This window comes from Streptomyces sp. NPDC051064 (genome assembly GCF_044455985.1).
Lineage (GTDB): Bacteria > Actinomycetota > Actinomycetes > Streptomycetales > Streptomycetaceae > Streptomyces.
In genome coordinates, this window is record NZ_JBITFK010000002.1 from 37,151 (window position 1) to 63,173 (window position 26,023).

Sequence of the window (26,023 nt, forward strand, 5' to 3'; positions counted from 1 at the left end):
ATGAAGCCGGGCAGGGCGCCCATGGGCTCCGTCACCGCACCTTCGCCCTGCGCAGCTCGACCTCCTGGGCGGTCACGGGGGTCTGGATCTTGTAGACGTCGCCCACGCGCAGGGCGCCCGGAGTGCTGTACTCGCCGTGTACGGCGATGAAGGAGACGGCCGTCCGCGAGCCGGGCTGCCAGAACGTGCGGTAGTACGGCGCGTTCCCCGGGTACTCCGGGATCTCCACCAGCGGGACGCCCCGCCGCCGCAGGAGACGTTCCAGCTTCTCGAAACGGAGCCGCGGGGCGAACCGTCCGTAGCGGGCACGGAGCACCTCGCCCGGGAGGGTGCGGTCGCGGCGGGCGAGCCGGTGCACCTGGAGGCTGAAGTGGTGCCCCGACCAGGGGTCGCGGGCCCGGGCGCGGTGGTAGTGGAACTCCGCCAGGCCGTAGTCACGGCACATGGCCCGGCCGAAGTCGTTCTCGGCGAAGTCCGTCCCCAGGACCGAGGCGACCTCGTCGGGGGACCCGTCGGGGCCGAGGCCGAGCACGGTGCCGGTGGTGACGGCATGGACGTAGAACGCCAGGGAGTACGGGGTCAACGGCCGTTCCTCGGTAGGGGGGCGGGTGCGGTGGGCCCGCACTTCGGACGGACGGTCGCCCGGGCCGGGGCACCGGCACAATGGACCTCATGCCTTCACCCACCCTGACGGTCGGATTCGACCTCGACATGACGCTCATCGACTCCCGGCCCGGCATCAAGGTCGCCTACGAGAAACTGGCCGCCGAGACGGGTGTGTACATCGACACCGACCTGGTCGTCAGCCGGCTCGGCCCGCCGCTCCAGGACGAGATGGCCCACTGGTTCCCGGCCGACGCGATCGCCGAGGCCTGCGACCGGTACCGCGCCCTCTACCCGGACACGGCGATCACCCCGACGACCGCGCTCCCCGGCGCCCGGGAGGCCGTCGAGGCCGTCCAGGCGCTCGGCGGGCGGGCGATGGTCGTCACCGCCAAGTACGAGCCGAACGCCAAGCTCCACCTCGCGCACCTCGGCATAGCCGCGGACGTGCTGATCGGCGGGCTCTGGGCAGAGGGTAAGGCGCAGGCGCTCCTGGAGCACGGTGCGCGGGTCTACGTCGGCGACCACACCGGGGACGTACGGGGTGCGCACGCGGCGGACGCCCTGTCGGTCGGTGTCACCACCGGCCCGTGCGACGAGGAGGAGCTCCGGGCCGCCGGAGCCGATGTGATCCTGCCGGACCTCACGGTGTTCCCCGCCTGGCTGCGGACCTTCGCCGCGGCCTGACGCACCCCTGGGAGGGCCCGGCCGGCTACCTCGCGGCGGCGCGCTTCGGGGAGTTCTTCCACACCGACCGCACCACCCCCGCGGCCGCGATCAGGAAGCCCAGACCCATCAGCATGCACACCGCGTAGGCGAGGGACGGGAACGGGTCGGTGCCCAGGAAGAGCGGGGCCACGGTGACCAGTGTGGCCAGTGCGCCGATGAAGAAGACGATCGCGCCGACCTGTACGAGCCGGTCGCCTGCGCCGGAAGGAGTAGTACTCACCCGGTCAGGGTAGTTCCCAGCTCGGCGGAACCATTCGGCGACGTCTTGTGTCCGGCCCCTGGACCATTAGCCTGGGGCATGGCGGGTCGGAAGACCCGCTGTACTGCTATCCGGAGCCGTTTCGCGGCTCTCCCGCGCACCGACGAGTACGAGGACGAGGACAGACGTGCCCACGGGTAAGGTCAAATGGTTCAATTCGGAAAAGGGCTTCGGCTTTCTTTCGCGCGACGACGGCGCCGACGTCTTCGTCCACTCCTCCGTGCTCCCGGACGGCGTCGAAGCGCTCAAGCCCGGCCAGCGCGTCGAGTTCGGTGTGGTCGCCGGCCAGCGCGGTGACCAGGCCCTCTCCGTGGTGATCCTCGACCCCACGCCGTCCGTCGCCGCCGCACAGCGGCGCAGGCCGGACGAGCTGGCCTCGATCGTGCAGGACCTGACGACGGTGCTGGAGAACATCACGCCGCTGCTGGAGCGCGGCCGGTACCCCGACAAGGCGGCGGGCGCGAAGATCGCCGGCCTGCTGAGGGCCGTCGCCGACCAGCTCGACGTCTGACGTGGACGGGGACGCCCGGGCAGGGCCCGGGCGTCCCCGATCAGCGCCCGGTGACGGAGAACGCGTCCGGCGCCAGCGCCGGCACGAGACCCTCGGCCGCCGCCCGGGTCAGCAGGCCGCGGATCGCCGCGTAGCCGCTCTCGCCCAGGTCGGCGGTGAACTCGTTCACGTACAGCCCGATGTGCTGATCGGCCACGGCCGGGTCCATCTCCTGGGCGTGCTCCAGGACGTACGGACGCGAACGCTCCGGGTCGTCCCAGGCCATCCGCACCGACGTACGGATCGACTCCGACAGCCTGTTCAGCGTCTCCTCGCCCAGCGAGCGCTTCGCGATGATCGCGCCCAGCGGGATCGGCAGGCCGGTGGTCGACTCCCAGTGCTCACCCATGTCGGCGAGGCTGTGCAGACCGTAGTTCCGGTAGGTGAAACGGGCCTCGTGGATCACGAGCCCGGCGTCCACCCGGCCGTCGCGCACCGCCGGCATGATCTCGTCGAACGGCATGACGACGATCTCGCCGACGCCGTCCGGGACGACCTCGGCCGCCCACAGCCGGAACAGCAGATAGGCGGTGGAGCGCTCGCTCGGCACGGCGACGGTCCTCCCCGTCAGGTCCGCGCCCGGCTCCTTCGTGAGGACGAGCGGCCCGCAGCCACGTCCAAGGGCGCCGCCGCACGGCAGGAGCGCGTACTCGTCGAGCACCCACGGGAGGACGGCGTACGACACCTTCAGCACGTCGAGCTCGCCGCGCTCGGCCATGCCGTTGGTGAGGTCGATGTCGGCGAAGGTGACATCGAGGGCGGGCGCGCCGGGGACCCTTCCGTGCGCCCAGGCGTCGAAGACGAAGGTGTCGTTGGGGCACGGCGAGAAGGCGATGCGCAGCGCGGGGAGCGAGGCGCCGGCGGAGTCCGTCGCGGTGTCAGTCACGGTGTCGGTAGAGTCGGTCATGCCAGGTCCAACTTTCCACTACAGGTGCGGTCTTCCCGAACGCCTCGGTGAGCGCCGCCAGGGCGTCGCCGATACGCCAGGCCCCGCGGTCGCGCGGCCCCACGGTGTTCGAGACGGCCCGGAGCTCCAGCGCCGGCACGCCGAACCTGCCGGCGGCCTCCGCGACGCCGAAGCCCTCCATGGCCTCGGCGACGGCTCCGGGGTGCGCGGCCAGCAGTTCGGCGGTGCGGGCCGCGCTGCCGGTCACGGTGGAGACGGTGAGGACGGGGCCCGGCGCGGCGCCGGTGGCCTCCGCCACGTCCCGTACGAGGGCCTCGGGCGGCAGGAAGGTGTCCCTTCCGAAGCCGAGACCGGTGACGGGCACGAAGCCGTCCGGGGTCTCGGCGCCCAGGTCCGCGGCGACGATGGCGGTCGCCACGACGAGGGAGCCGACGGGCGCGGCGGGTGCGAAGCCGCCGCCGATGCCGGCCGAGACGACGGCCGCGTACGGCTGCGAGGCGGGCGCGGCGGCGAGGGCGAAGGCGGTGGCGGCCGCCGCGGCGGCCGGACCCGCGCCGCCCGCGAGGACGTCGAACGGGCCGGCCCGGTGCAGCTCGGCGCCGGGAACCCCCCGCACCTCCGGAGCACCCCCGAACGCGCGCGTGACCGCGTCCCGTTCGGCCGGGACGGCGGTCACGACAAGCACCCGCACGGCGGTGGTCCTCGGGGTCGAAGGGTCGGTCAGGAAGTCTTCGTGAGCTGGAAGTGCCAGACGCCCGTGAGCTTCTGACCCTTGGTCTCGACGATGCTGACCTGCGTCTTGTCCGCCGTGGTCTCACCGGTCTGGCTGGCGAAGAAGGCGCTGCCGGGGATCGACCGGTAGGTCTTCTTGTACGGCTCCTGCTCGGCCTGCTGGCCGTTGATGAACAGGGTCCAGCCGTTGTCCGCGACGTCGGGGTCGACGCCGAAGCGGACCTTGTCGTCCATCGCGACCTTGACGGACTTCTCCGCCTTCTTGTTCAGGCAGCCCTGGATCTCGGACTCCTTGAGGGCGTTGCCGTCGTTGTAGCAGGACGCCTCGGTGCTCACCGAGTTGTCGCCGACCGTCACGGTGGCGAGCGGCGTCGGCTTGTCGCAGGCGGACAGGACAAGGAGTCCCGCGGACACGGCACCAAGAGCGACGCCGATTCGACGGCCCTTACCGGAGAAGAACGCAACGGTCATGCGCCGAAGGTTATCGGTCGGTGCCGCTCACGCCACGCGGGGGTGCGGTGAGCCGCGCCGTGCGGCCCCCAGGAGGCCCCGTACGGAGGCGGCCGCGCCCAGTGCCAGGAGCCCCGCGGCGACGGACATGCCGAGTACTCCGTTGAGCGGTAGCGCGATGCCGATCGCGCCGCCGACCACCCAGGACATCTGGAGCAGCGTCTCCGACCGGGCGAAGGCCGACGTACGCACCTCCTCCGGCACGTCGCGCTGGATCATCGCGTCCAGCGACAGCTTCGACAGGGCCTGCGTGAACCCCGCGACCGCGGCGAGGGCGGCGACCATCACCGTGCTGAAGAACACCGCGGTGAGCACGGCGACCCCCAGGGCGAGCCCCAGCACCGTCGCGACGATCACCTCGGGGCCGCGCGCCCTGAGCCACGAGCCGACCGCCGTGCCGCAGGCGTTCCCGGCCCCGGCCGCGACCCCGACGATGCCGAGGGAGACGGCGGCGCTCTGCCCCGCCAGGGGATGCTCGCGCAGCAGGAACGCCAGGAAGAAGATCAGGAAGCCGGAGAGCGCGCGGTGCGCGGCGTTCGCCTGGAGGCCGTGCAGGACGGACGGCCCGACGGACCGCAGCCCCGGCGGCTTCTCCCGCCCGCTCCTCGTGCTGCCGCTCCTGCCGCCCTTGGTCCTGCCCTTGGGGACGGCCGGGCGGGCGGCCTCCTCGTGCGGGACGACGAGACGGGCCTTGCGCTCGCCCTTCGCGGAGTCGACCTTGTGGGGCAGCGTGAAGGCGAGGACCGTGCCGCCGAGGAAGATCGCACAGGCGCCGTAGAGCGGCCAGGGGGACCCGATGCTCTGCAGCCCCGCTCCGATCGGCGCCGCGACACCTGTGGCCAGCAGACCGGCGAGGGTGACCCGCGAATTGGCCTTCACCAGGGAGAAGCGGGGCGGCAGGAGACGGGGCACGACGGCGCTGCGCACGACCCCGTACGCCTTCGAGCAGACCAGGACGCCCAGGGCCGCCGGATAGAGCTCCAGGCCGCCCGTGGCCACCGCGCCCGACATCGTGATCGCGAGCACCGCCCGGGCGAACATCGCACCGGCCATCGCGGCGCGGCGGCCGTGCGGCAGACGGTCCAGGAGAGGGCCGACCACCGGGGCGAGCAGGGTGAAGGGCGCCATGGTGACGGCGAGGTACAGGGCGACGCGCCCCCGTGCCTCGTCCGTCGGTACGGAGAAGAACACCGTGGAGGCGAGCGCCACGGTGATCATGACGTCACCGGCGCCGTTGACCGCGTGCAGCTCGATCAGCTTGCCGAGGCCGGACTCGCCGGCCCCGTGGGCGTGGGTCGCCTTCCTGATCCCCCGCGCGGTGCCCGTGAACGGGGCGCGCAGGACACGGGTCATCGCCCGGCCCGCCCTGCGGAGCGGGCCGGATCCGTCGGACGACCTGGCGGTGGCCACGTGGTCATAGTGCCCCACCCCCCGCCGTCACGAACCCATGATCGGGCCGGGGCGTGGCGGCGGACGCTCCGTCGGGTGAGTCGCCCCCGGTCGGGAATCGGCCGGTACGCACCGCCGATCCCGGGCGATTCCGCCCTCCGCCCGCCGGCGGATCCGAACCGGTTCGGAAGGGTTCCGGTGCTGTTTGGGACGGGCAGGTGGGCGCGGGGCGGCGGAGAGGGTAGCGTGCACTCACGCGCCACCGGCGGTTGTTCTTGGCCGCGCGCCTCTCCGCGATCCCGCAGAATGGATGGCAGAAGGCGCGCCCGAGGCAGGCACAACGGGTGTGGACGTCGACGCGGCCCCCAGGTCCGCTCCGCTCACAACTGTCATGGCCGAAATCGGACATCGATGGAGCTGCTGGCGCGCTCGTGAGACGGCGTATGGAGAGAAGCGAGACCTGTGAGTGCTGCGACGACGCGAAGCCGTACGGCCCGTACCCCCGCCCCTGACCGTCTGTGCGCCGAGGCGGTAGACCTCGCACGCGCTGCGGCGGAGGAGGCCGCCGCCCCAGGAGTGGTGGGTGAGCACGTGGCCCTGGTCTCCGAAGGTGACCGGGTGGTCACGCACTACTTCGAGTCCGAGGAGCCCGGCTACCGGGGCTGGCGCTGGGCGGTGACGGTCGCCAGGGCCTCCCGCGCCAAGAACGTCACCCTTGACGAAACGGTGCTGCTGCCCGGATCCGACGCGCTCCTCGCCCCCGAGTGGGTGCCCTGGAGCGAGCGGCTGCGGCCCGGCGACATGGGTCCCGGCGACCTGCTGCCCACCGAGGCGGAGGACCCGCGCCTGGAGCCCGGATGGACGGGCGAGGACGAGCCCCTGCCGAACTCCGCGGTCTCCGAGGTGTCGCAGGAGCTGGCCGCCCTCGCCGACGTCGAGGACGCGGAGCTGACGGCGCTGCCCGGGACGCGCCGGGGCTCGATCGCCGCGGTCGCCGACGAGCTCGGCACGCGGCGTGCGCGGGTGCTGTCCCGGTACGGGCTGCGGCTGGCGGCGGAGCGGTGGGACGAGGAGTTCGGCGCGAGGACGCCCATGGCGCAGGCGGCGCCCGCGTCCTGTGTCACCTGCGCGTTCCTCGTGCCGATGGCCGGCTCGCTGAAGCAGGCCTTCGGGGTCTGCGCGAACGAGTTCGCCCCTGCGGACGGCCGGGTCGTCTCCCTGGCGTACGGCTGCGGTGGCCACTCCGAGGCGGCGGTCATGCCGAAGACGCCGAAGCCGTCGCACGCGCTCGACACGATGCGGGTGGACGACTACTCCCTGCGGCCGGCCGACGGCTCCGGATCGGTCCCGGACCTGCCGGACGGCGCGACGGAGGACCTGGGCCACTCCTGACGCTCCTGTCCGCTGTGGGGTCCGGGCTTGCGGTGCCCGGGCATCGCGGGGCCCGGGGGCGCTGCTGGTACAGGCTTTGTCCTCAAACGCCGGACGGGCTTGATTCCGGGCCTGTGTGTCGGGGCTTCGGGCGAGGCCTGGTCCTGGGGCGTGCTTTGTCCTCAATCTCCCCAGACTTCGTCCGGGGCCCCAACGGGCCTGGTTTTGCCGGGTGCGGTCTGGTGCGTGTTACCGGTCCCGGGGCCGGCCGGCGTTGAGGGCTGCCCCGTCGCGGTACCTTCGGGCGCACACTGGGCGTCACGGGTCACCGGAAGAGCGGAGTACGAGCGTGAGCATGAATGCGACCGAGGGGGCCGATCCGTTCGGGACGGCGCGACTGCGGCGCGGCGTGCTCGACGCCTGGGGCGCGGGCCCGGCCCGCTTCCGGGAGGACGCCAACGCCGAGGAGGACCTCGCGCTGGGCGGCTACCGCGACCGCCTGGTCGTCGAGCTCGCCCAGAACGCAGCCGACGCCGCCGCCCGCGCCGGTGTCCCCGGCCGGCTCCGCCTCACCCTGCACGAGGCGGACGGCGGCAGCCCCGCCGTCCTGGCCGCCGCCAACAACGGGGCCCCCCTCGACGCGACCGGGGTCGAATCGCTGAGCACCCTGCGTGCCTCCGCCAAGCGCGAGGGGCACGAGTCGTCCGTGGGCCGCTTCGGTGTCGGCTTCGCCGCCGTGCTGGCCGTCAGCGACGAGCCCGCCGTGATCGGACGCCACGGAGGCGTCCGCTGGTCCCTCGCGGAGGCCCGCGACCTCGCGCGGCAGGCGGCCGTCGGCAGCCCTGGCCTCGGCGACGAGCTGCGCCGCCGCGACGGACACGTACCGCTGCTCCGGCTCCCGCTGCCCGCCGAGGGCACCGCGCCCGACGGTTACGACACGGTGGTCGTCCTGCCGCTCCGCGACGGTGTCGCCGAGGACCTCGTGAGCAGGCTGCTCGAAGGCGTCGACGACGCGCTCCTCCTGACGCTGTCCGGCCTCGACGAGGTCGTCATCGAAACCCCCGACGGTGTACGGACGTTGCGGCGCTCGCAACACGGCCCGTACACGCACGTCGACGACTCCGCGCACGGCCTCCACCGCTGGCGCACCGTCGCCGGTCAGGGCCCCCTGGAGCCCGCACTGCTGGCCGACCGGCCCGTGGAGGAGCGGCTGCGTCCGCACTGGTCCGTGACGTGGGCCGTGCCCGTGGACGAGGACGGGGCGCCCCAGCAGCCCCGTACGGCGCCCGTCGTGCACGCGCCCACCCCGACCGACGAGCCCCTCGGCGTCCCCGCGCTGCTGATCGCCTCGCTGCCGCTGGACACCACCCGCCGGCACCCCGCGCCGGGCCCGCTGACCGACTTCCTGGTGGAGCGCGCGGCCGACGCCTACGCCGAGCTGCTCGCCGCGTGGGAGCCCGTGTCCGTCGCCACGATCGCGCTGGTGCCGGGCGCGCTCGGCAAGGGGCAGCTCGACGGCGCCCTGCGGGCCGCGATCCTGGAGCGGCTGCCCCGGGTGGCGTTCCTGGAGCCCGCCGCGCCCCGGGACCCCGCCGAGGCCGCGGCCCAGTGGGACGACTGGGACGGCGCCGGGGCCCCGAGCCCGGGGACGACCGCGCTGCGGCCCGTCGAGGCCGAGGTGGTCGAGGGCGTGGGCGACCGGACCGTACGGGTCCTCGCCGAGGTCCTGCCCTGTCTGCTGCCCGCCGGTCTCGAACGCCGCGTCGAGCTGCGTACGCTCGGCGTCGCCCGCGTCCCGCTGACCGAGGCCATCGACCGGCTGGCCGGTCTGGAGCGCGACCCGGACTGGTGGCGGCGGCTGTACGACAGCCTGGCCGGCGTCGACCCCGACCGGCTCTCCGGACTGCCCGTGCCCCTCGCGGGCCCGGTGGACGCGCCGCCCCGCACCACGATCGGCCCCCGGCAGGTCCTCCTGCCGCTGCCGGACGCGCTCACCTCGCCCGTGCTCGCCCGGCTGGCCCGGCTGGGGCTGAAGGTCGCCCACCCGGACGCCGCGCACCCCCTGCTGGAGAAGCTCGGCGCCCTGCCGGCCACGCCCCGCGCCGTCCTGCGGACCCCGCAGGTCCGGGCCGCCGTCGCCGGTTCGCTGGACGCGGGCGAGATCTGGGACGAGGACGCCCTGGACGGGGACGAGCTCGCCGAGACCGTCCTCACGCTCGTACGCGACGCGGACCTCGCACCAGGCGACGAGCCCTGGCTGGGCGCGCTCGCCCTGCCCGACGAGGACGGCGAGGCCGCACCCGCCGGCGAACTCGTGCTGCCGGGCAGCCCGTTCGCCCAGGTGATGCGTGAGGGCGAACTCGCCCTGTGCGACGCGGAGCTGGCCGGCCGCTGGGGCGAACAGCCCCTGACCGCCTGCGGGGTGCTGGCCACCTTCGCCCTCGTGCGGGCCACCGACGTCGTCCTGGACCCGGACGAACTGGAGCCCCGCGACAGCGACTTCGCCGAGCCCGACGACGCGGGCCTGCTCGACGCCGTCGACGTGTGGTGCGAGGACGTCCTGGACCAGCTCCCGGACACCCCCGTGCCGCCGGTGGCCACCGAGCTCGTCGCCGTACGCGACCTGGACCTCGTCGACGACGACGCCTGGCCGCAGGCGCTGGCGATGCTCGCCCTCCCGCCGCTGCGCGACGCGCTGACCCAGCCGGTACGGGTGCTGCTCCCGGACGGTACGACGCAGTCGGTGCGGCCCTACACCGCGTGGTGGCTGCGCGACCACCCCGTGCTCGACGGCCGCCGCCCGGCCGGCCTGCGCGCGGCGGGCGGTGACCCGCGACTGGCGGGCCTGTACGACTCCGCCGACGCGACGGGCTTCGACGACGCGCAGGTGCTGCGCGCCCTCGGCGTGCGGACCTCGGTGGCGGCGCTCCTGGACGAGCCGGGCGGGGCGGCCGAGCTGCTGGGCCGGCTCGCCGACGAGGACCGCCCCGTCGGTCCCGTGCAGCTGCACTCGCTCTACACGGCGCTGGCCGAGCTGGACCCCGAACAGGTCACGCTGCCTGACGAGTTGCGGGCCGTCGTGGACGACGAGGTGCGGGTCGCCGACGCGGCCGACGTCGTGATCGCCGACGCCCCCGACCTGCTGCCGCTGACGGGCGGGCTCCCGCTGCTCCCGGTGGCCCCGGCCCGCGCGGCCGAGCTGGCGGACCTGCTCCAGGTGCGGCGGCTCGGCGAGAGCGTCGAGGCCGTGGTGACGACGGAGGGCGAGGAGCACCAGGTGCCGGAGTCCGTACGGATCCTGCTCGGCGCCGGGACCCCCGACACGTACGTCGAGCACAGCGAACTGCGCGCGGGCGGCGTCGAGCTGGACTGGCGCCGCACCCCGGACGGTGTGGTCCACGCGTCGACGGTGGAGGGCGTGGCGGCCGGCCTCGCCTGGGCGGCCGGCCAGTGGCCGCGCCGCTTCGAGGTGGCGGCGCTCCTGGAGGACCCGTCCCGCACGGAGGAGCTGGCCCGGGACCGCTGGTTCGACTGACGACCGGGAACCGAGAGGCTGTCGGGGACCCGCGACCGGGCGGGTCCCACAGCTCCTGGACGTACCGCTTCGCGATGACCGGCGAGGCGAGCGGGTCGATCATCCGTGTCCCCTTCCTGCTCCGGAAGCGTCCGGGTGCACGGGTGTTGACACCGGCCCGACCTGTCGGCCCGGTGTGATCTTCACCAGAAATGCATTCCTCGGGTACAACCATTCACATCTGAGCGCTGTCTGACCATGCGAGTCATCAGACTCATCGACCAGTTGGGGCCCGCCGGGTGGACACCACCTCGCGGGTCCCCTGCTCCACAGGGGACCACATGCGTATTCGTGCCACCGTCGCCGCTGTTTCCGGCGCCCTGGCTCTGTCCGCTCTCGCCGTACCGGCGGCGGAGGCGGGCGACCAGGCCGTTCCGGGCCTGGACAAGCCCACCGCCGCCGAGGTGTTCGGCACCGGGGCCAAGGCCCCCCGCGCGGTCTCGCGCGCCGCGGTGGCGACCCCCGTCATCTCGAAGGTCGTCATCAACGGCGGCAAGGACGTCGTCGTCGGCACCACGGCGGCGAAGACGTTCACCGTCTCCGTCACCGCCTCGCACCCGTCCGGCATAGCCGACGGCTACATCGACCTGTGGCACGGGACGGACGTGGACACCGGTCTCGACGGGGTGCTGCTGCCGAACGAGGAGGTCGCGTCCTGCAAGAACGCCAGCGCCACGACCGCCACGTGCTCGCTGACGATCACGGCGTACCCGGGCTACGACCTGTACAAGAACCTGCTGGCCGGCACCTGGAAGGTCACCGCGGGCGCGCTCGCGGGCGACCAGACCTCGATCGCGTGGAACGACTACCAGTCCACGGCCCGTGTCCAGCGCCTCTCCAAGCTGACCGTCAACGCCGCGCCCGAGCCCGTCAAGAAGGGCGCGACCATCACGGCCACCGGCAAGCTGTCGCGCGCCAACTGGGAGAACGGCACCTACATGGGCTACACCGTGCAGCCCGTCAAGCTGCAGTTCCGCAAGAAGGCCAGCAGCACCTACACCACCGTCAAGACCATCAACACGAACAGCACCGGTGCGCTGAAGACCACGGTCAAGGCCGTGGAGGACGGCTACTGGCGCTACAGCTTCGCCGGCACCTCGACCACCCCGGCCGTCACGACCGCGGGTGACTTCGTCGACGTGAAGTAGTCACGAGCGGAAGCGGCGGCCGACCATACGCCAGGCCAGTTCCAGGACGGCCGCCGCGACCACCGCGATCCCCACCGCCGCCCACGGCATCGTCGTCCCCACCAGCTTCAGCGCGAAGAAGTCCTGGAGCCAGGGCACCGCGAGCACGATGAGGAAGCACAGGCCCATCGTCGCCACCAGGGCGATCCGCCACCACGTGTAGGGGCGGGCGATGATCGCCAGGACCCACATGGAGACCAGGAACAGCGTGAGGGTCGCCGCGCTCGTCTCCGCGTCCAGCGCCCCCGTACCGGCGTAGTGGTGGCGGGCGACCAGATAGGTGGTGAAGGTGGCCACCGCCGCGATCAGCCCGGAGGGGATCGCGTACCGCATGACGCGGCGTACGAAGTGCGGCTGGGCCCGCTCCTTGTTGGGGGCGAGGGCCAGGAAGAACGCCGGGACGCCGATCGTCAGTGTGGACAGCAGCGTCAGGTGGCGCGGCAGGAACGGGTACTCCACCTGGAAGCAGACCACCAGGATCGCCAGCAGCACCGAGTAGACGGTCTTCGTCAGGAACAGGGTGGCGACCCGGGTGATGTTGCCGATGACCCGCCGGCCCTCGGCCACGACGGACGGCAGCGTCGCGAAGCTGTTGTCCATCAGCACGATCTGGGCCACCGCGCGCGTCGCCTCCGAGCCCGAGCCCATCGAGACCCCGATGTCGGCGTCCTTCAGCGCCAGCACGTCGTTGACGCCGTCACCGGTCATCGCGACCGTGTGCCCGCGTGACTGGAGCGCCCCGACCATGTCCCGCTTCTGCTGCGGGGTGACCCGGCCGAAGACCGCGTTCCGCTCGATCTCCGTCGCCATGTCGTCGCTGTCCTCGGGCAGCCGGCGGGCGTCCAGGGGGTGCTCGGCGCCCGGCATCCCCAGCTTCTGGGCCACCGCGCCGACCGAGACGGCGTTGTCGCCGGAGATGACCTTCGCCGCGACGTTCTGCTCGTCGAAGTAGGCCAGCGTGTCACCGGCGTCGGGCCGCAGTCGCTGCTCCAGGACGACGAGCGCGGTGGGCACGGCCCCGGACGCGGCGTCGGGGGCGTCCAGCTCGCCCCGCACCCGGGCGAGGAGCAGGACCCGCAGCCCCTGCTCGTTGAGGTGGCCGGTCTCCGCGAGGGCGGGGTCGTCGGCGCCCAGCAGCACATCGGGGGCGCCCAGCAGCCAGGCGGAGGCGTCGCCGTCGCCCTCGGTGAAGGCGGCCCCGCTGTACTTGCGGGCCGAGGAGAACGGCATGGTCTGCGTGACGCCCCAGCCCTCACCGTCCGGGTAGGCGTCGATGATGGCCTGGAGGCTGGCGTTGGGCCGGGGATCGGAGGCGCCGAGGGCGCCCAGGACGCGGCGTACGTACTCCTCGTCGGAGCCGTTCAGCGGGCGGACCTCGGTGACGTCCATGCCGCCCTCGGTGAGGGTGCCGGTCTTGTCCAGGCAGACGACGTCGACCCGGGCCAGGCCCTCGATGGCGGGCAGCTCCTGCACGAGGCACTGCTTGCGGCCGAGCCGGATGACCCCGATCGCGAAGGCGACCGAGGTGAGCAGCACCAGGCCCTCGGGGATCATCGGGACGATGCCGCCGACCGTGCGGGCGACCGAGTCCTTGAAGTTGTCGTCCTTGACGACCAGCTGGCTGACGATGAGCCCGATCGCCGTCGGCACCATCATCCAGGTCACGTACTTGAGGATCGTGCTGATGCCGCTGCGGAGCTCGGACTGCACGAGGGTGAAGCGGGACGCCTCCTCGGCGAGCTGGGCGGCGTAGGCCTCGCGGCCGACCTTGGTGGCGGTGAACGCCCCGCCTCCGGCGACGACGAAACTGCCGGACATCACCGGGTCGCCGGGCCGCTTGACCACGGGGTCGGCCTCGCCCGTCAGAAGCGACTCGTCGATCTCCAGGCTGTCGGCCTCGGCGACCGTGCCGTCCACGACGGCCTTGTCCCCGGGGCCCAGCTCGACCAGATCACCGAGCACGATCTCGGAGACGGAGACCTCTGCGGCCTTTCCTTCGCGCCGCACGGTCGGTTTCGCCTCGCCGATCACCGCGAGGCTGTCCAGGGTCTTCTTGGCGCGCCACTCCTGGACGATGCCGATCCCCGTGTTGGCGATGATCACGAAGCCGAAGAGGCTGTCCTGGATCGGCGCGACGAACAGCATGATCACCCAGAGCACGCCGATGATCAGGTTGAACCGGGTGAGGACGTTCGCGCGGACGATCTCGGTGACGGAGCGGGACGAGCGGACCGGTACGTCGTTGACCTCGCCCCGGGCGACCCGTTCGGCGACTTCGGCGGTGGTCAGCCCGCCCGGTGGCGCGGGCGCCGGCGAGGTCTGTACGGGGTCCGGCCGCTCACCGAAGGAATCGAGTGCCCGCTGCGTCATGATTCCGACCGTACGGGCGGAAGGGGCGGTTCACCCGCCGGGCGCCGGAAGATCCGACCGGGGGAGGACCGGAATGGTCCCACGGTCGTACGTCAGGGATCGGGGCCAGGGGATCAGGGCCGTACGGGAGCGGCCCCCGGTGTCAGTGGTGCGCGCCGTCGGGCGCGGCGGCGGCGTCCTGCGCGGCGGCGGCCCGCTTGAGTGCGGCGTCCCGCCCCCGGACGTACCAGATGCCGATCAGGCCCAGTCCGGCACCGGCCAGGCAGACCCAGATCCACCAGGCGTGACCCCGGTCGTCGAACCAGGCGTAGAAGGGAACCTGCACGACGAAGAGGACGAACCAGAGGATCGTGCCGCCCGTGACGGTGGCGACGACGGGGCCCTCCAGGGGCTCGGGCGCCTCGTGCTTCGGTGTCCACTTCTCCATGCGGCCAGTCTACGGGCTGCGCCGTGGGCCAGTCGGCCCAGTCGGCCCAAGGATCTACGCGCGGAGATAGCGATCTTTCCCTTATGTATTCATACTGAATCTGCTTGTGGATGACTCGATTCATTCGTGTGAACATCCAAATCTGACTCCTTTCATCCCCTCGATGCACGACTGAAGGTCATACATGTCCTCCTCGGCCACCGCTCCGGTCGATCAGCCTCCGATGCCGCAGCAGCCTCACGGCGTCCTTGATCGTTACTTCAAGATCTCCGAGCGGGGGTCGACGGTCGCGCGCGAGGTCCGTGGTGGCTTCGCCACGTTCTTCGCGATGGCGTACATCATCGTGCTCAACCCGATCATCCTCGGCAGCGCGAAGGACATGTACGGGCACCAGCTCGACGGTGGCCAGCTCGTCACGGCCACCGTGCTGGCGGCCGCGTTCTCCACGCTCCTGATGGGCGTCATCGGCAATGTGCCGATCGCGCTCGCCGCCGGCCTCGGTGTCAACACCGTCGTCGCCCTCCAGCTCGCCCCCCGGATGAGCTGGCCCGACGCGATGGGCATGGTCGTCCTCGCGGGCATCGTCGTGATGCTGCTCGTCGCGACCGGTCTGCGCGAGCGCGTGATGAACGCGGTGCCGCGCTCGCTCCGCAAGGGCATCGCGATGGGCATCGGTCTCTTCGTGCTCCTGGTCGGCCTGGTCGACTCGGGCTTCGTCTCCCGCATCCCGGACGCCGCGCACACCACGGTGCCGCTGCAGCTCGGCAACGACGGCCACCTCAACGGCTGGCCGGTCCTGGTCTTCATCCTGGGCACGCTGCTGACCCTCGCGCTGATCGTCCGCAAGGTGCCGGGCGCGATCCTGCTCTCCATCGTCGCCATGACGGTCGTCGCGCTGGTCATCGAGGCGGTCGCCGAACTGCCGGCCGGCGCCTGGGGGCTGACCGTCCCGGAGTGGCCCGGCAATCCGGTGGCCTCCCCGGACTTCGGTCTGATCGGTCAGGTCAGTCTGTTCGGCGGCTTCGGGAAGGTCGGCCTCCTGACCGGCATCCTCTTCGTCTTCACCGTGCTGCTGTCCTGCTTCTTCGACGCGATGGGCACCATCCTCGGCGTCGGCGACGAGGCCAAGCTGATGGACAAGGACGGCCACTTCCCGGGCATCAACAAGGTCCTCCTCGTCGACGGTGTCGCCGTCGCCGCGGGTGGCGTGAGCTCCTCCTCCGCGTCGACTTGCTTCGTCGAGTCCACGGCGGGCGTCGGTGAGGGCGCCCGCACCGGGCTCGCGAGCGTGGTGAGCGGGCTGCTCTTCTCGGTGGCGCTGCTCCTGACGCCGCTGGCGACGATGGTGCCCTCGCAGGCGGCCACCCCGGCACTGATCGCGGTCGGTTTCCTGATCCTCGCGGGCAACGTGCGGGACGTCGACTGGAGCGACTACACGCTCGCCGTCCCGGCCTTCATGGCCATGCTGATGATGCCGCTCACCTACTCGATCACCAACGGCATCGGCATCGGCTGCATCGCCTTCAGCGTGATGCGCCTGGCGGCCGGGCGCGGCCGGGAGGTCCCGGTGGCGATGTACGTGGTGTCCGCGGTCTTCGTCTTCTACTACGCGATGCCGGCGCTCGGCCTCACGTAGGCGCGCACCTGGACGCGCGAAGTCTTCACCCCTGCGGGGCGGAGCCCGTCATGTGACCCGGTCGGCCGGGTCGGCGTGACGGGTCTCCGCCCCGTAGAACTTCTCCGTCTCGTCGACGGCGGCGTGGAAACGTTCGTCGAAATCGTCGCGTACGAGCGTCTGGACCACGTAGTCCTGGACGCTCATTCCGCGTCTCGCGGCGTGCCGGCGGAGCCGGTCGAGCAGCTCACCGTCTATGCGCAGGCTGAGCACTGTCGATCCCATGCCAAGCAGGGTCGCGGCACGTGCGGCCTTTTCGCGACTCTTTCCGCCTCGTACTCACTCGTTCGGGTGATCAGTTTCTCGCGCGTGTACCACCGACTGGTATTTAGCATGGCTAATGAGTTACGCTAAGGAACATGCCTGACCTGATCCACGACGGTGAGAGTGCCGCCGCCGTGAGCTCCCTACGCTCCGCCGTGATGCTGCTGGGCCGGCGCCTGAAGCACCAGCGCGTCGACGAGTCGCTGAGCCCCACCGAGATGTCGGTGCTCGGCACGCTCGCCCGCTGCGGTTCAGCCACCCCCGGTGAGCTGGCCCGCAAGGAGCACGTGCAGCCGCCTTCGATGACCCGCATCGTGGCGCTGCTGGAAGCGAAGGGCCTGGTCAGACTCGAACCGCACCCCGATGACCGTCGGCAGAAGATGGTCAGCCGGACCGAGCAGGCGGAAGCCATGCTCGCCGAGAGCCGCGACAAGCGGAACGCCTGGCTGACCAGACTCGCCGAGGGCCTGGACGAGGATGAGTGGGAGAAGCTGCGGGCCGCCGCGCCCGTGCTGGAGAAGCTCGCCCACCTGTGACCCCTTCGGGCGCCGCCGGACCCCGGTCCGCAGCGCCCGCAGTCACGTCCCCGTCAGCACGAACGCCGTATACGTCCGAGGAGGCGACTCTTTTGAGTACGGGATCCGGAGCAGACTCCGCCCCCGCACCGACTTCCACCCACGAGAGCAAGACCGGCGGGACCTTCTCGTCGCTGAAGATCCGTAACTACCGCCTGTTCGCCACGGGCGCCGTGATCTCCAACACCGGTACCTGGATGTCCCGCATCACGCAGGACTGGCTCGTCCTGAGCCTCACCGGGTCCGCCGCCGCCGTCGGTATCACCACGGCCCTCCAGTTCCTTCCGATGCTGCTCTTCGGCCTGTACGGCGGGGTCATCGCCGACCGGCTCCCGAAGCGGCGTCTGCTGCTCATCAGCCAGGCCGCACTCGGCCTCTGCGGCGTCGCGCTCGCCGTCCTGACCCTCTCCGGCGTCGTCGAGGTCTGGCACGTCTACCTGATCGCCTTCCTGCTCGGCATGGTGACCGTCGTCGACAACCCGGCGCGCCAGTCGTTCGTCTCCGAGATGGTCGGCCCCGCGCAGCTGCGCAATGCCGTCAGCCTGAACTCGGCGAACTTCCAGTCCGCCCGGCTCATCGGCCCCGCCGTCGCGGGTGTCCTGATCACGACGGTCGGCAGCGGCTGGGCGTTCATGTTCAACGGGCTGTCCTTCATCGCTCCGCTCGTCGGCCTGATGATGATGCGGACGAACGAGCTCCACGCGTCCGTGACCGTCAAGCGGGCCAAGGGCCAGCTCCGTGACGGCCTGCGCTATGTCTCCGGCCGGCCCGAGCTGATCTGGCCGATCGTCCTGGTCGGCTTCGTCGGCACGTTCGGGTTCAACTTCCCGATCTTCCTGACGGCCTTCGCGGACGAGATCTTCCACGGCGGCGCCGGGATGTACTCGTTCTTCAACATCCTCATGGCGGCCGGTTCCCTCGCCGGGGCCCTGCTCGCCGCCCGCCGCCGCTCCTCGCGGCTGCGGATGCTGGTGGCCGCGGGCACCCTGTTCGGTCTGCTGGAGGTCGCCGCGGCCCTGTCGCCGTCCGTCTGGCTGTTCTCGCTGCTGCTGCTCCCGATCGGCATGATCGGCCTGACGACCAACATCAGCGCCAACACGAGCGTCCAGATGGCCGCGGACCCCGAGATGCGGGGCCGGGTGATGAGCCTCTACATGATGGTCTTCGCCGGAGGCACGCCGGTGGGCGCCCCGATCGTCGGCTGGATCAGCGACACCTACGGCGCCCGGATCGGCATGGTGGCCGGAGGCGCGATCTCGATGCTGGCCGCGATCGGCGTCGGATTCATGCTGACCCGGGTCGGCGGCCTGCGCCTGAAGGTCGACCTGCGGCCGGGTCGCCCGCACGTGCGAATAGTCCCGCGCGAGCAGCTGGCCACGGCGGCCTGAGAGCCGGTGAACACGCGACTGCCCTCCTCCCCGCCGGGAGGAGGGCAGTAATGCGTTCAGGCGCGGGGGAGCCGGTGGTCTCCGGACGAGGCCGTACGCCGACAGGCCCCCGGACACGCCGGGACGCTGGGACACTCGCCGCATGAGCAGCCAGAGACTCTTCGCCGCCGTCCTGCCGCCCGGAACCGCCGCCGACGAGCTGGCGGGGGCCGTCGGCCCGCTGCACACCCTCCCCGGGGCCGTGAACCTCCGCTGGACCGCCCGTGCGGGCTGGCACTACACGCTGGCCTTCCTCGGGAACGTCGACGAGGAGCTGCTGCCGGAGCTGTACAGCCGGCTGGAGCGTGCCGCGCACCGGACCGAGCCCTTCCTGCTCCGGATCCACGGCGGCGGCAGGTTCGACGGGCGGGCGCTCTGGGCAGGGGCGGAGGGCGACCTGCCGACGCTGCGGCTGCTGGCGCAGCGGGCGCATGCCGCCGCGCGCAAGGCCGGGATCCCGATGGAGGAGCACCGCCGCCACACCCCCCACCTCACCCTGGCCCGCAGCCGCCTCCAGACCGACCTGGCCCCGTACACGGCGGCGCTGGAAGGCTTCGATGGCATGCGCTGGGAGGCCCGGGAGCTCAGTCTCGTACGCAGCGATCTGCCCGTGGACGGGGTGCCGGGGGAGCAGCCGCGGTACGAGGTGGTGCGGGCCTGGCCGCTGGGGCGGTGAGCGGGGCGGTTACGCTCGTCGGGTGGACCCGAAGACCAGAAACCGCATCATGGCCGCCGTGCTCGTACTGATGTTCATCGTCGTCGCGGCGGCGTCCGCCCTCGGGGGCTGAGCCCGCCGAGGACGGACGCACGCGCGCCGGCTACCAGGCGAAGTTCTCCGGCGACGGCCCCGGGCCGGGGAAGATCTCGTCGAGGGCCGACAGCACCTCGTCCGACAGCTCCAGCTCCACCGCGCGCAGCGCCGAGTCGAGCTGCTCGCGTGTGCGCGGACCGGAGATCGGCCCCGTGACGCCGGGCCGCGTGAGCAGCCAGGCCAGACCGGCCTCGCCGGGCTCCAGGCCGTGCTTCTCCAGCAGGTCCTCGTACGCCTGGACCTGCGCCCGCACCTTCGGGTCGGCGAGCGCCTCGCCGGACCGGCCGGAGGTGGACCGGGCGCCGCCCCCGTCGCGCTCCTTCCGGATCGCGCCGCCGAGCAGACCGCCGTGCAGCGGCGACCACGGGATGACGCCCAGGCCGTACTCCTGGGCGGCCGGGATGACCTCCATCTCGGCCCCGCGCTCCATCAGGTTGTAGATGCACTGCTCGCTGACCAGCCCGTAGCTGCCCCGCTGCCGGGCCCTCTCGTTGGCCTGGGCGATCTTGTAGCCGGAGAAGTTGGACGAGCCCGCGTAAAGGATCTTGCCCTGCTGGATCAGTACGTCGATGGCCTGCCAGATCTCGTCGATCGGGGTGTCCCGGTCGACGTGGTGGAACTGGTACAGGTCGATGTGGTCCGTCTGCAGCCGCTTGAGGCTGGCGTCGACGGCGCGGCGGATGTTGAGGGCGGAGAGCTTGTCGTGGTTGGGCCACGCCTCGCCGTCCGCGCCCATGTTGCCGTAGACCTTGGTGGCGAGGACGACCTTGTCACGGCGGTCGCCGCCCTGCGCGAACCAGGTGCCGAGGATCTCCTCGGTGCGGCCCTTGTTCTCGCCCCAGCCGTAGACATTCGCGGTGTCGAAGAAATTGACGCCCGCGTCCAGGGCGGCGTCCATGAGCGCGTGGCTGTCGCTCTCGTTGGTCTGGGGGCCGAAGTTCATCGTCCCCAGCACGAGGCGGCTGACCTTGAGTCCGGTGCGTCCGAGCTGCGTGTACTTCATGGAGCCCAAGCCAACTCCTTCGAGCGCGCTCGAAGCAAGAGCGACCTGCTCAGGCGCGCCGTGCGAAACGGTCCAGCGCGGCCAGCACCGCGCGGCTCGTCGCCGGGCCTCCCGTGTGGCCCGCGTCGTCGATCACCGTCAGCTCGGCGTCCGGCCACGCCCTGGCCAGCTCCCACGCGGTGATCAGCGGACCGCCCAGGTCGAAGCGGCCGTGCACCAGGACGCCGGGGATGCCCGCGAGGCGGCCCGCGTCGCGGATCAGCCGGCCCTCCTCCAGCCAGGCGGCGTGCGAGAAGTAGTGCGCGCAGATCCGGACGAACGCCAGCTGGTCACGGTCCGGCCGCCCGCTGTACGGAGGCGGGCCGCTGTGCGTCTCCATGGACAGCACCGCGTCCTCCCAGGCGCACCAGTCGGCCGTCGCCTTCGCCCGGACCTCCGGGTCGGGACTCTCCGTCCGCCGGGCGTACGCGGCGACGAGGTCCCCGGGGCCCTCGGCCTCCGGGACGCCCGCCCGGAACCGGTCCCACGCCTCGGGGAAGATCTGCCCGGCGCCCCGGTACAGCCAGTCGAGCTCGCTGCGCCGGGTCGTCGTCACGGCCGCGATCACGACCTCCGATACGCGCTCCGGGTGCTGTTCGGCGTACGCGAGGAGCAGCGTGGAGCCCCAGGACCACCCGTGCAGCAGCCACTTCCCGATGCCGAGGTGGCCGCGCAGGAGCTCCATGTCGGCGATCAGGTGCGCCGTCGTGTTGTGCCGCATGTCGGCGGCCGGGTCGCTCGCGTGCGGGGTGGAGCGGCCGCAGTTGCGCTGGTCGAAGAGCACGACGCGGTAGAGCTCCGGGTCGAAGTACTGCCGGGCCCCGCTCCCGCACCCCGAGCCCGGGCCGCCGTGGACGACGAGGGCGGGTTTGCCGGCCGGATTGCCGCAGACCTCCCAGTACACGAGGTTGCCGTCGCCGACGTCGAGCATTCCGTGGTCGTAGGGTTCGATCGGCGGGTACTTCTCGTCGGGCTGCCTGTCCACTGCGGTGTCCCCCTCGGCGTGTGAAGCTATTCCACGTAGGTGAAGGGGGTGTCGGCCGTGTTCTCCGAGTCCACGTCGTCGAGGCTCCACACGCGGAACACCGGGGTGTCGTGCCCGGACCCCACCTCTGCGGGCACCTTCACCTCCGCGGCGAACCGGCCGTCGGGACCCGTGGTGCAGGATACCGACCGAGACATTGGAGCGCTGCTCAAGTCTCCCTGGTGCAAACCGAATCGGCCGACCGGTCAGGCTCCCCCGCGCGTCATGGCGCGCTGGGCAGCCGGCGCTTGTGGTCGGTGAGGCGGTAGCGGCCGACGATCGTGTCGAAGGCATGCTCGTCCACCGGCTTGCCCTCCAGGAAGTCGTCGATGGTGTCGTAGGTGACGCCGAGCGCATGCTCGTCCGCCTTGCCCGGGTCGAGCGTCTCCAGGTCGGCCGTCGGCACCTTCCCGACCAGCTCGGCCGGGGCGCCGAGCGCCTCCGCGACGGCGCGCACCCGGCGCTTGGTCAGCCCGGTCAGCGGGACCAGGTCGGCCGCGCCGTCCCCGAACTTGGTGAAGAAGCCGGATACGGCCTCGGCGGCGTGGTCCGTGCCGACGACGAAGCCGCTGTGCGCTCCGGCCACCGCGTACTGGGCGATCATGCGCTGCCGGGCCTTGACGTTGCCGAGCACGAAGTCCTGGTGGTGGGGGTCGCGGAAGGCCACGTCGCCGTCGAGCAGGGACTCCTGCATGGCGTCGGTCGCGGGCTTGATGTCCACGGTCAGCACCTGGTCGGGCTTGATGAAGGAGAGGGCGAGCTGTGCGTCGTGCTCGTCGGCCTGGACGCCGTAGGGGAGCCGCATCGCGTGGAACCGGGCCTCGTGGCCCGCGGCCCTGGCCCGCTCGACGGCGAGCTGGCACAGCCGGCCGGCGGTCGTGGAGTCGACGCCTCCGCTGATGCCGAGCACCAGGGAGCTCAGACCCGTGGAGGTCAGCCGCTCGGCGAGGAAGGCCACGCGGCGCTCGATCTCCTGGTAGGCGTCGAAGGTCTCCGCGACCTCCAGCTCCCTGGCGATTTCCTGCTGCAGGGCGATGTCCGCCGGCTCGCTCACGTCTGCTCCTCGGTCCGGTTCACGGTGCGCTGTCGCGCCCACCCTACCCAGGGCCGCTCTCCCGTCGGCCCGGTGTCATGCCGGCGGAGCCAGGGCGCCAGCTGCGCGACGCCGAACGCCACCTCGACGCCGAGGAACAGCCACAGCAGCCCCGGTCCGCCGTGGGCGAGCGCATATGTCTGCCAGGCCGCGAACAAGGCCCGTGCGACGCCGTCGTACAGGCCGTGGGCCGGCAGCGGACTCACGAGGCGCAGGACCGCCCAGACGACCACGACCGAGCCCATCAGATTCGCGTACAGGGTCTGCATCGGGTCCTGCGGGGGCAGCGCGCCCAGACCGAGCGCGGTGCCCAGGGTGGACAGCGCGTCGTGCAGCAGACCGTACGTCCACGGTGTGGCGAAGCCGGCCGTGACGACGAGGTCGTACCAGGCGCTCGCGCGCACGACGCGCGGGTAGACGGCGGAGGCGGGGGCGAGGGGAAGGGGCATGAGAGGTTCCCTGGGGTCTCGGGCAAGCGACGGCCCGACGCTGAACAGTGGAGTACGGTCCAAGGTCAAGCCCGGTGTCCGAGGGGGGAGCCATGCTGATCGGGGAACTGGCCGCGCGGACAGGCCTGTCGAGGGACGCCATCCGCTTCTACGAGAAGACGGGACTCGTCACCAGCGAGCGGCTGCCCAGCGGTTACCGCGACTTCCCGCCGGAGACGGTGGCCTGGCTGCTCCACGTCCGCACCGCGCAGACCCTCGGATTCTCCCTGGCGGAGATCGCCCGGCACGGCGAGGAGCTGCGTGAGGCGCCCGACCAGGCCGACGCCCTGTCCGCGCTGCTGGAGGAGAGGATCCGGATGATCGACGCGCGCATGGCCGAACTCGCGTCCCTGCGCGCCGAACTCGACGGCCGCGTGGGCACCGGGTGCCCGCTCCGTGCGGCCGGAGCCGTCAGCCCCTGACGCCCACGTGGTACGCCGACGCCCACAGCGTCACCGCGGATCCCAGACCCACCACGGCGCGCACGCTCCCGTCCAGGCCGGCCGCGATCAGCGCGAAGCCGAGGACCGCGACGGCGCTCAGCAGCGCGGCCGTCCCCTTGTACTGCCACTGGTCGTAGAGACGCGCGAGCGGGACGAAGTGCAGGCCGACCACAAGCGCGATGGCCGGCGGAATGAAGGCGGGGTGGCCGGTGGCATTGCACGCGGCGATCACCGCGAAGATCGCCGCGATTTCGACGACGTTGACGATGCCGACCGAACGCGCCCAGTCCGCGGGCAGGGAGACCAGGCGGGGCGAGGGCGCGGCGCCCTTGCGGTAGGCGAGGTGGAAGGCCGCCGCAGTGGCCGGTACGGCGATGATCTCGACGGCCAGAGCCGCACCCGACGACGCCAGCCCGGACGCCCCGGCGAAGGCCCATACCAAGGCGAACACCGACAGGACCGCCGTCCCCCGGCGGCGCAGGGTCCGGGTGAGCGCGACGCACTCGGCGTCCGTGGCCGAGGGGTTCGAGGGCGTCGGCTGGATCATCGGCCGAGAGTACAGCGGTCACCGGGCCCGTTCGGCGGTTTCGGACCGGAGGGAGAAGGCCTCCACTTACGGAGGCACTCCGTCCGGCCCCTACGCCTGACCTGCCCGCTTCAGGGAACAAGGACGAGCCGCCCCCCTGTCCGGCAGCTGCCTGCCCCCCGCCCCCGCGAACCCAGGAGGAGTTACTCTCGACCAGGTCCACGAGGCCCGCGAAACGCTACGACGAGGAGGCGGCGACGTGAACGCCACCCCGCAGGTGCTGGCCGTCCTGGACGAACTCCTCGCCGCCGCAGCACCCGGCGAGCGCGGCGCCCTCTGGCGTCTCGCCGAAGAGGGACGGGAGTTGGACGCCAACATCGTCCATCTGCCGCCGGACGCCGGGGTGGGGGAGCACCAGGAGGACGTCCTGGACGTGCTGCTCGTCGTCCTCGCGGGCGGCGGCAGCCTGCGTACGGGCGGCGGCGACACCCTGGACCTCGCCCCGACGACCGTCACCTGGCTGCCCCGGTCCTCACGGCGGGCGCTGGAGGCGGGGCCGGACGGGCTGACGTACCTCACGGTGCACCGCCGGCGCCCGGGCCTCACGATCGAGCCGGCCGTGCGCACTCCCGCGTACGAGGGCGGCGAGGCCCCGTGCATGCTGGACCTGGTCTGCCCGGAGTGCGGGCGGCTGTCGGCCGACCGGGCGCCGAAGTTCTGCAGCGCGTGCGGTGAGCGGTTCCCGGAGCGCTGACGGGGGTGCGTCCGCTCACGCCAGCGAGAGGAACAGCTTCTCCAGGCGGGCGCGCATCCGGTCCCTGTCCGCCGGTGTCTGCCCCTCGTCGGCCAGGCACTGTTCGAGCCCCGTCGCGATGATGGAGAACCCCGCCCGGTCCAGGGCCCGGGACGCGGCGGCCAGCTGCGTGACCACGTCCTCGCAGTCCCTGCCCTCCTCGATCATCCTGATGACCCCGGCGATCTGGCCCTGGGCCCGCCGGAGCCGGTTGAGGACGGACTTCAGCTCTTCGGCCGCCATGTCGAGTTGCATGGTTCCTCCCGCGCACGCCTGTCACTGGGGCTCGTATACCCCCACGGGTATTGTACCCGGGTGCTTCCCCCCGGACCCGGTGTACTCAGCGCCACCCGGACTCGGGGGCGTACGCCCAATGTGCCCGCCCGCCCCTCTCCGTAGCGTCGTCGATGTGGCGCAGAGCGCGTCCGACGAGCAGAGGGTGAGGGTCATGTCCGATCGCAGACGACAGCCCACGAGCCGGACCGCCGAGGCTCTGCGGCTGGTTTCGGTGAGCAAGGTGTACGGAACCGGGGACAGCGCCGTGACCGCCCTGGACGGCGTGTCCCTGAGCCTGCCGCGGGGGAGCTTCACCGCGGTCATGGGCCCCTCGGGCTCCGGCAAGTCCACGCTGCTCCAGTGCGCGGCCGGCCTGGACCGCCCCGACCGGGGGCAGATCGTCGTGGACGGAGAGGAGATGAGCGGCGGCGGCGAGGCTGCGCTCACGAAGTTCCGGCGGGACCGGATCGGCTTCATCTTCCAGCAGTACAACCTGCTCCCCACCTTGACCGTCGAGGAGAACACCGCGCTGCCGCTCCGGCTCGCCGGCCGCAAGGCCGGCCGGGAGGGCATCCGCGCGGTCCTCGCACAGGTCGGCCTGGGCGACCGCCTCGGCCATCTCCCCGACGAACTCTCCGGCGGGCAGCGTCAGCGTGTCGCCATCGCGCGCGCCCTCGTCACCCGGCCCGCGGTGATCTTCGCCGACGAGCCGACCGGCGCTCTGGACACGCGCAGCGCACGCGATGTGCTGGGCCTGCTGAAGGAGACCGTCCGGCTGCACGGCAGCACCGTCGTGCTCGTCACCCACGACCCGGTCGCCGCCTCCTACGCCGACTCGGTGCTCTTCCTCGCGGACGGGCGGCTGGCGGGGCACCTCCCCGCCCCCACCGCCGTGGCCGTCGCCGAACGCATGACCCACCTCGGGGACCGTGCGGCTGAACGTCGCGCGGGCAACGGCCCGTTGATGGAGGTGTGAGC

General features: G+C 72.1%; 28 protein-coding genes. 12 read left to right on the plus strand and 16 right to left on the minus strand.

Annotated features, from left to right (window positions below; translation table 11 throughout):
- Positions 1-31: 31 nt before the first annotated feature.
- Positions 32-583 carry a hypothetical protein gene (locus ACIBCU_RS06870; RefSeq protein ID WP_399229808.1) on the minus strand — a complete coding sequence of 184 codons (552 nt, stop codon included), beginning with the start codon at positions 581-583 and terminating at the stop codon, positions 32-34.
- Positions 584-672: 89 nt separating this feature from the next.
- On the opposite strand from ACIBCU_RS06870, the gene ACIBCU_RS06875 reads away from it, so the two are divergent.
- Entirely contained in the window at positions 673-1,290 is a 618-nt protein-coding gene (locus ACIBCU_RS06875; protein WP_399229810.1) for an HAD family hydrolase, read from the plus strand.
- 25 nt (positions 1,291-1,315) lie between these two features.
- Here ACIBCU_RS06875 and ACIBCU_RS06880 read toward each other — a convergent pair whose 3' ends face one another.
- The gene (locus ACIBCU_RS06880) at positions 1,316-1,552 is read right to left on the minus strand and encodes a hypothetical protein (protein ID WP_362939171.1); all 237 of its coding nucleotides are present in this window, start codon (positions 1,550-1,552) and stop codon (positions 1,316-1,318) included.
- Positions 1,553-1,718: 166 nt separating this feature from the next.
- Between ACIBCU_RS06880 and ACIBCU_RS06885 the strand changes: the two genes are divergently transcribed.
- A complete protein-coding gene (locus ACIBCU_RS06885; RefSeq protein WP_362939168.1) occupies positions 1,719-2,102 on the plus strand; it encodes a cold-shock protein in 384 nt (127 codons plus the stop codon).
- A 40-nt stretch (positions 2,103-2,142) separates the two neighbouring features.
- Here the strand turns inward: ACIBCU_RS06885 and ACIBCU_RS06890 are convergent, their stop codons facing one another.
- From ACIBCU_RS06890 to ACIBCU_RS06905, 4 genes are read right to left on the minus strand one after another with little or no spacing between them, the layout of a single operon-like run.
- Positions 2,143-3,048, minus strand: a complete 906-nt coding sequence (locus ACIBCU_RS06890) for a 1,4-dihydroxy-6-naphthoate synthase (RefSeq protein WP_362939165.1) — start codon at positions 3,046-3,048, stop codon at positions 2,143-2,145.
- Positions 3,020-3,739, minus strand: a complete 720-nt coding sequence (locus ACIBCU_RS06895; protein ID WP_399229813.1) for a futalosine hydrolase — start codon at positions 3,737-3,739, stop codon at positions 3,020-3,022. The genes ACIBCU_RS06890 and ACIBCU_RS06895 overlap by 29 nt, the downstream gene beginning before the upstream one ends.
- A gap of 29 nt (positions 3,740-3,768) precedes the next feature.
- Positions 3,769-4,251, minus strand: a complete 483-nt coding sequence (locus tag ACIBCU_RS06900; protein ID WP_362939160.1) for a DUF2771 domain-containing protein — start codon at positions 4,249-4,251, stop codon at positions 3,769-3,771.
- A gap of 27 nt (positions 4,252-4,278) precedes the next feature.
- Positions 4,279-5,700: an MFS transporter gene (locus ACIBCU_RS06905; RefSeq protein ID WP_362939157.1), complete on the minus strand. Its 1,422-nt coding sequence runs from the start codon at positions 5,698-5,700 to the stop codon at positions 4,279-4,281.
- 441 nt (positions 5,701-6,141) lie between these two features.
- On the opposite strand from ACIBCU_RS06905, the gene ACIBCU_RS06910 reads away from it, so the two are divergent.
- The 3 genes from ACIBCU_RS06910 (at position 6,142) to ACIBCU_RS06920 (ending at position 11,772) form a co-directional block, all read left to right on the plus strand.
- Entirely contained in the window at positions 6,142-7,071 is a 930-nt protein-coding gene (locus ACIBCU_RS06910) for a DUF3027 domain-containing protein (protein ID WP_362939154.1), read from the plus strand.
- A 334-nt stretch (positions 7,072-7,405) separates the two neighbouring features.
- Complete coding sequence (locus tag ACIBCU_RS06915) at positions 7,406-10,585, plus strand: sacsin N-terminal ATP-binding-like domain-containing protein (protein WP_399229816.1); 3,180 nt, start codon at positions 7,406-7,408, stop codon at positions 10,583-10,585.
- A 320-nt stretch (positions 10,586-10,905) separates the two neighbouring features.
- Positions 10,906-11,772, plus strand: coding sequence for a DUF5707 domain-containing protein (locus tag ACIBCU_RS06920; RefSeq protein WP_399229818.1), 867 nt, complete (start codon positions 10,906-10,908; stop codon positions 11,770-11,772).
- Here the strand turns inward: ACIBCU_RS06920 and ACIBCU_RS06925 are convergent, their stop codons facing one another.
- Both ACIBCU_RS06925 and ACIBCU_RS06930 read right to left on the minus strand, forming a co-directional pair.
- A complete protein-coding gene (locus ACIBCU_RS06925; protein ID WP_399229820.1) occupies positions 11,773-14,181 on the minus strand; it encodes an HAD-IC family P-type ATPase in 2,409 nt (802 codons plus the stop codon).
- Between the two features lie 142 nt (positions 14,182-14,323).
- Positions 14,324-14,608 carry a DUF2530 domain-containing protein gene (locus ACIBCU_RS06930; protein WP_362939146.1) on the minus strand — a complete coding sequence of 95 codons (285 nt, stop codon included), beginning with the start codon at positions 14,606-14,608 and terminating at the stop codon, positions 14,324-14,326.
- Between the two features lie 184 nt (positions 14,609-14,792).
- Between ACIBCU_RS06930 and ACIBCU_RS06935 the strand changes: the two genes are divergently transcribed.
- Positions 14,793-16,244, plus strand: a complete 1,452-nt coding sequence (locus ACIBCU_RS06935; protein ID WP_362939143.1) for an NCS2 family permease — start codon at positions 14,793-14,795, stop codon at positions 16,242-16,244.
- Between the two features lie 48 nt (positions 16,245-16,292).
- Here the strand turns inward: ACIBCU_RS06935 and ACIBCU_RS06940 are convergent, their stop codons facing one another.
- Entirely contained in the window at positions 16,293-16,508 is a 216-nt protein-coding gene (locus ACIBCU_RS06940) for a hypothetical protein (protein ID WP_187355795.1), read from the minus strand.
- Between the two features lie 134 nt (positions 16,509-16,642).
- Between ACIBCU_RS06940 and ACIBCU_RS06945 the strand changes: the two genes are divergently transcribed.
- From ACIBCU_RS06945 to thpR, 3 genes are all read left to right on the plus strand, one after another.
- Positions 16,643-17,083, plus strand: coding sequence for a MarR family transcriptional regulator (locus tag ACIBCU_RS06945; RefSeq protein ID WP_362939140.1), 441 nt, complete (start codon positions 16,643-16,645; stop codon positions 17,081-17,083).
- A gap of 92 nt (positions 17,084-17,175) precedes the next feature.
- Positions 17,176-18,510 carry an MFS transporter gene (locus tag ACIBCU_RS06950; protein WP_362939137.1) on the plus strand — a complete coding sequence of 445 codons (1,335 nt, stop codon included), beginning with the start codon at positions 17,176-17,178 and terminating at the stop codon, positions 18,508-18,510.
- A 142-nt stretch (positions 18,511-18,652) separates the two neighbouring features.
- On the plus strand, positions 18,653-19,225 hold the full coding sequence (thpR, locus tag ACIBCU_RS06955; protein WP_399229824.1) for an RNA 2',3'-cyclic phosphodiesterase: 573 nt from the start codon (positions 18,653-18,655) through the stop codon (positions 19,223-19,225).
- Between the two features lie 142 nt (positions 19,226-19,367).
- Here thpR and ACIBCU_RS06960 read toward each other — a convergent pair whose 3' ends face one another.
- The 5 genes from ACIBCU_RS06960 to ACIBCU_RS06980 form a co-directional block, all read right to left on the minus strand.
- Positions 19,368-20,363 carry an aldo/keto reductase gene (locus tag ACIBCU_RS06960; protein WP_362939131.1) on the minus strand — a complete coding sequence of 332 codons (996 nt, stop codon included), beginning with the start codon at positions 20,361-20,363 and terminating at the stop codon, positions 19,368-19,370.
- 49 nt (positions 20,364-20,412) lie between these two features.
- The gene (gene pip, locus ACIBCU_RS06965) at positions 20,413-21,387 is read right to left on the minus strand and encodes a prolyl aminopeptidase (RefSeq protein ID WP_399229826.1); all 975 of its coding nucleotides are present in this window, start codon (positions 21,385-21,387) and stop codon (positions 20,413-20,415) included.
- A 26-nt stretch (positions 21,388-21,413) separates the two neighbouring features.
- Positions 21,414-21,584 (minus strand): hypothetical protein, encoded by a 171-nt coding sequence (locus ACIBCU_RS06970; RefSeq protein WP_399229828.1) that lies wholly within the window; start codon positions 21,582-21,584, stop codon positions 21,414-21,416.
- A gap of 65 nt (positions 21,585-21,649) precedes the next feature.
- Positions 21,650-22,480 (minus strand): ammonia-dependent NAD(+) synthetase, encoded by an 831-nt coding sequence (nadE, locus tag ACIBCU_RS06975; RefSeq protein ID WP_399229830.1) that lies wholly within the window; start codon positions 22,478-22,480, stop codon positions 21,650-21,652.
- On the minus strand, positions 22,477-22,968 hold the full coding sequence (locus ACIBCU_RS06980) for a hypothetical protein (protein ID WP_399229832.1): 492 nt from the start codon (positions 22,966-22,968) through the stop codon (positions 22,477-22,479). The genes nadE and ACIBCU_RS06980 overlap by 4 nt, the downstream gene beginning before the upstream one ends.
- A gap of 92 nt (positions 22,969-23,060) precedes the next feature.
- Between ACIBCU_RS06980 and ACIBCU_RS06985 the strand changes: the two genes are divergently transcribed.
- Positions 23,061-23,429: a MerR family transcriptional regulator gene (locus ACIBCU_RS06985; protein ID WP_362939119.1), complete on the plus strand. Its 369-nt coding sequence runs from the start codon at positions 23,061-23,063 to the stop codon at positions 23,427-23,429.
- Here ACIBCU_RS06985 and ACIBCU_RS06990 read toward each other — a convergent pair.
- Positions 23,419-23,997 (minus strand): hypothetical protein, encoded by a 579-nt coding sequence (locus tag ACIBCU_RS06990; RefSeq protein WP_399229834.1) that lies wholly within the window; start codon positions 23,995-23,997, stop codon positions 23,419-23,421. The genes ACIBCU_RS06985 and ACIBCU_RS06990 overlap by 11 nt on opposite strands.
- Positions 23,998-24,235: 238 nt before the next feature.
- Here ACIBCU_RS06990 and ACIBCU_RS06995 point away from each other — a divergent pair, with 238 nt between their 5' ends.
- Positions 24,236-24,730 (plus strand): hypothetical protein, encoded by a 495-nt coding sequence (locus ACIBCU_RS06995; protein ID WP_399229836.1) that lies wholly within the window; start codon positions 24,236-24,238, stop codon positions 24,728-24,730.
- Positions 24,731-24,745: 15 nt separating this feature from the next.
- On the opposite strand, the gene ACIBCU_RS07000 is transcribed toward ACIBCU_RS06995, so the two are convergent.
- Positions 24,746-25,024: a metal-sensitive transcriptional regulator gene (locus ACIBCU_RS07000; protein ID WP_362939111.1), complete on the minus strand. Its 279-nt coding sequence runs from the start codon at positions 25,022-25,024 to the stop codon at positions 24,746-24,748.
- A 193-nt stretch (positions 25,025-25,217) separates the two neighbouring features.
- Between ACIBCU_RS07000 and ACIBCU_RS07005 the strand changes: the two genes are divergently transcribed.
- Complete coding sequence (locus ACIBCU_RS07005; RefSeq protein WP_362939108.1) at positions 25,218-26,021, plus strand: ABC transporter ATP-binding protein; 804 nt, start codon at positions 25,218-25,220, stop codon at positions 26,019-26,021.
- The last annotated feature ends 2 nt before the right edge of the window (positions 26,022-26,023 follow it).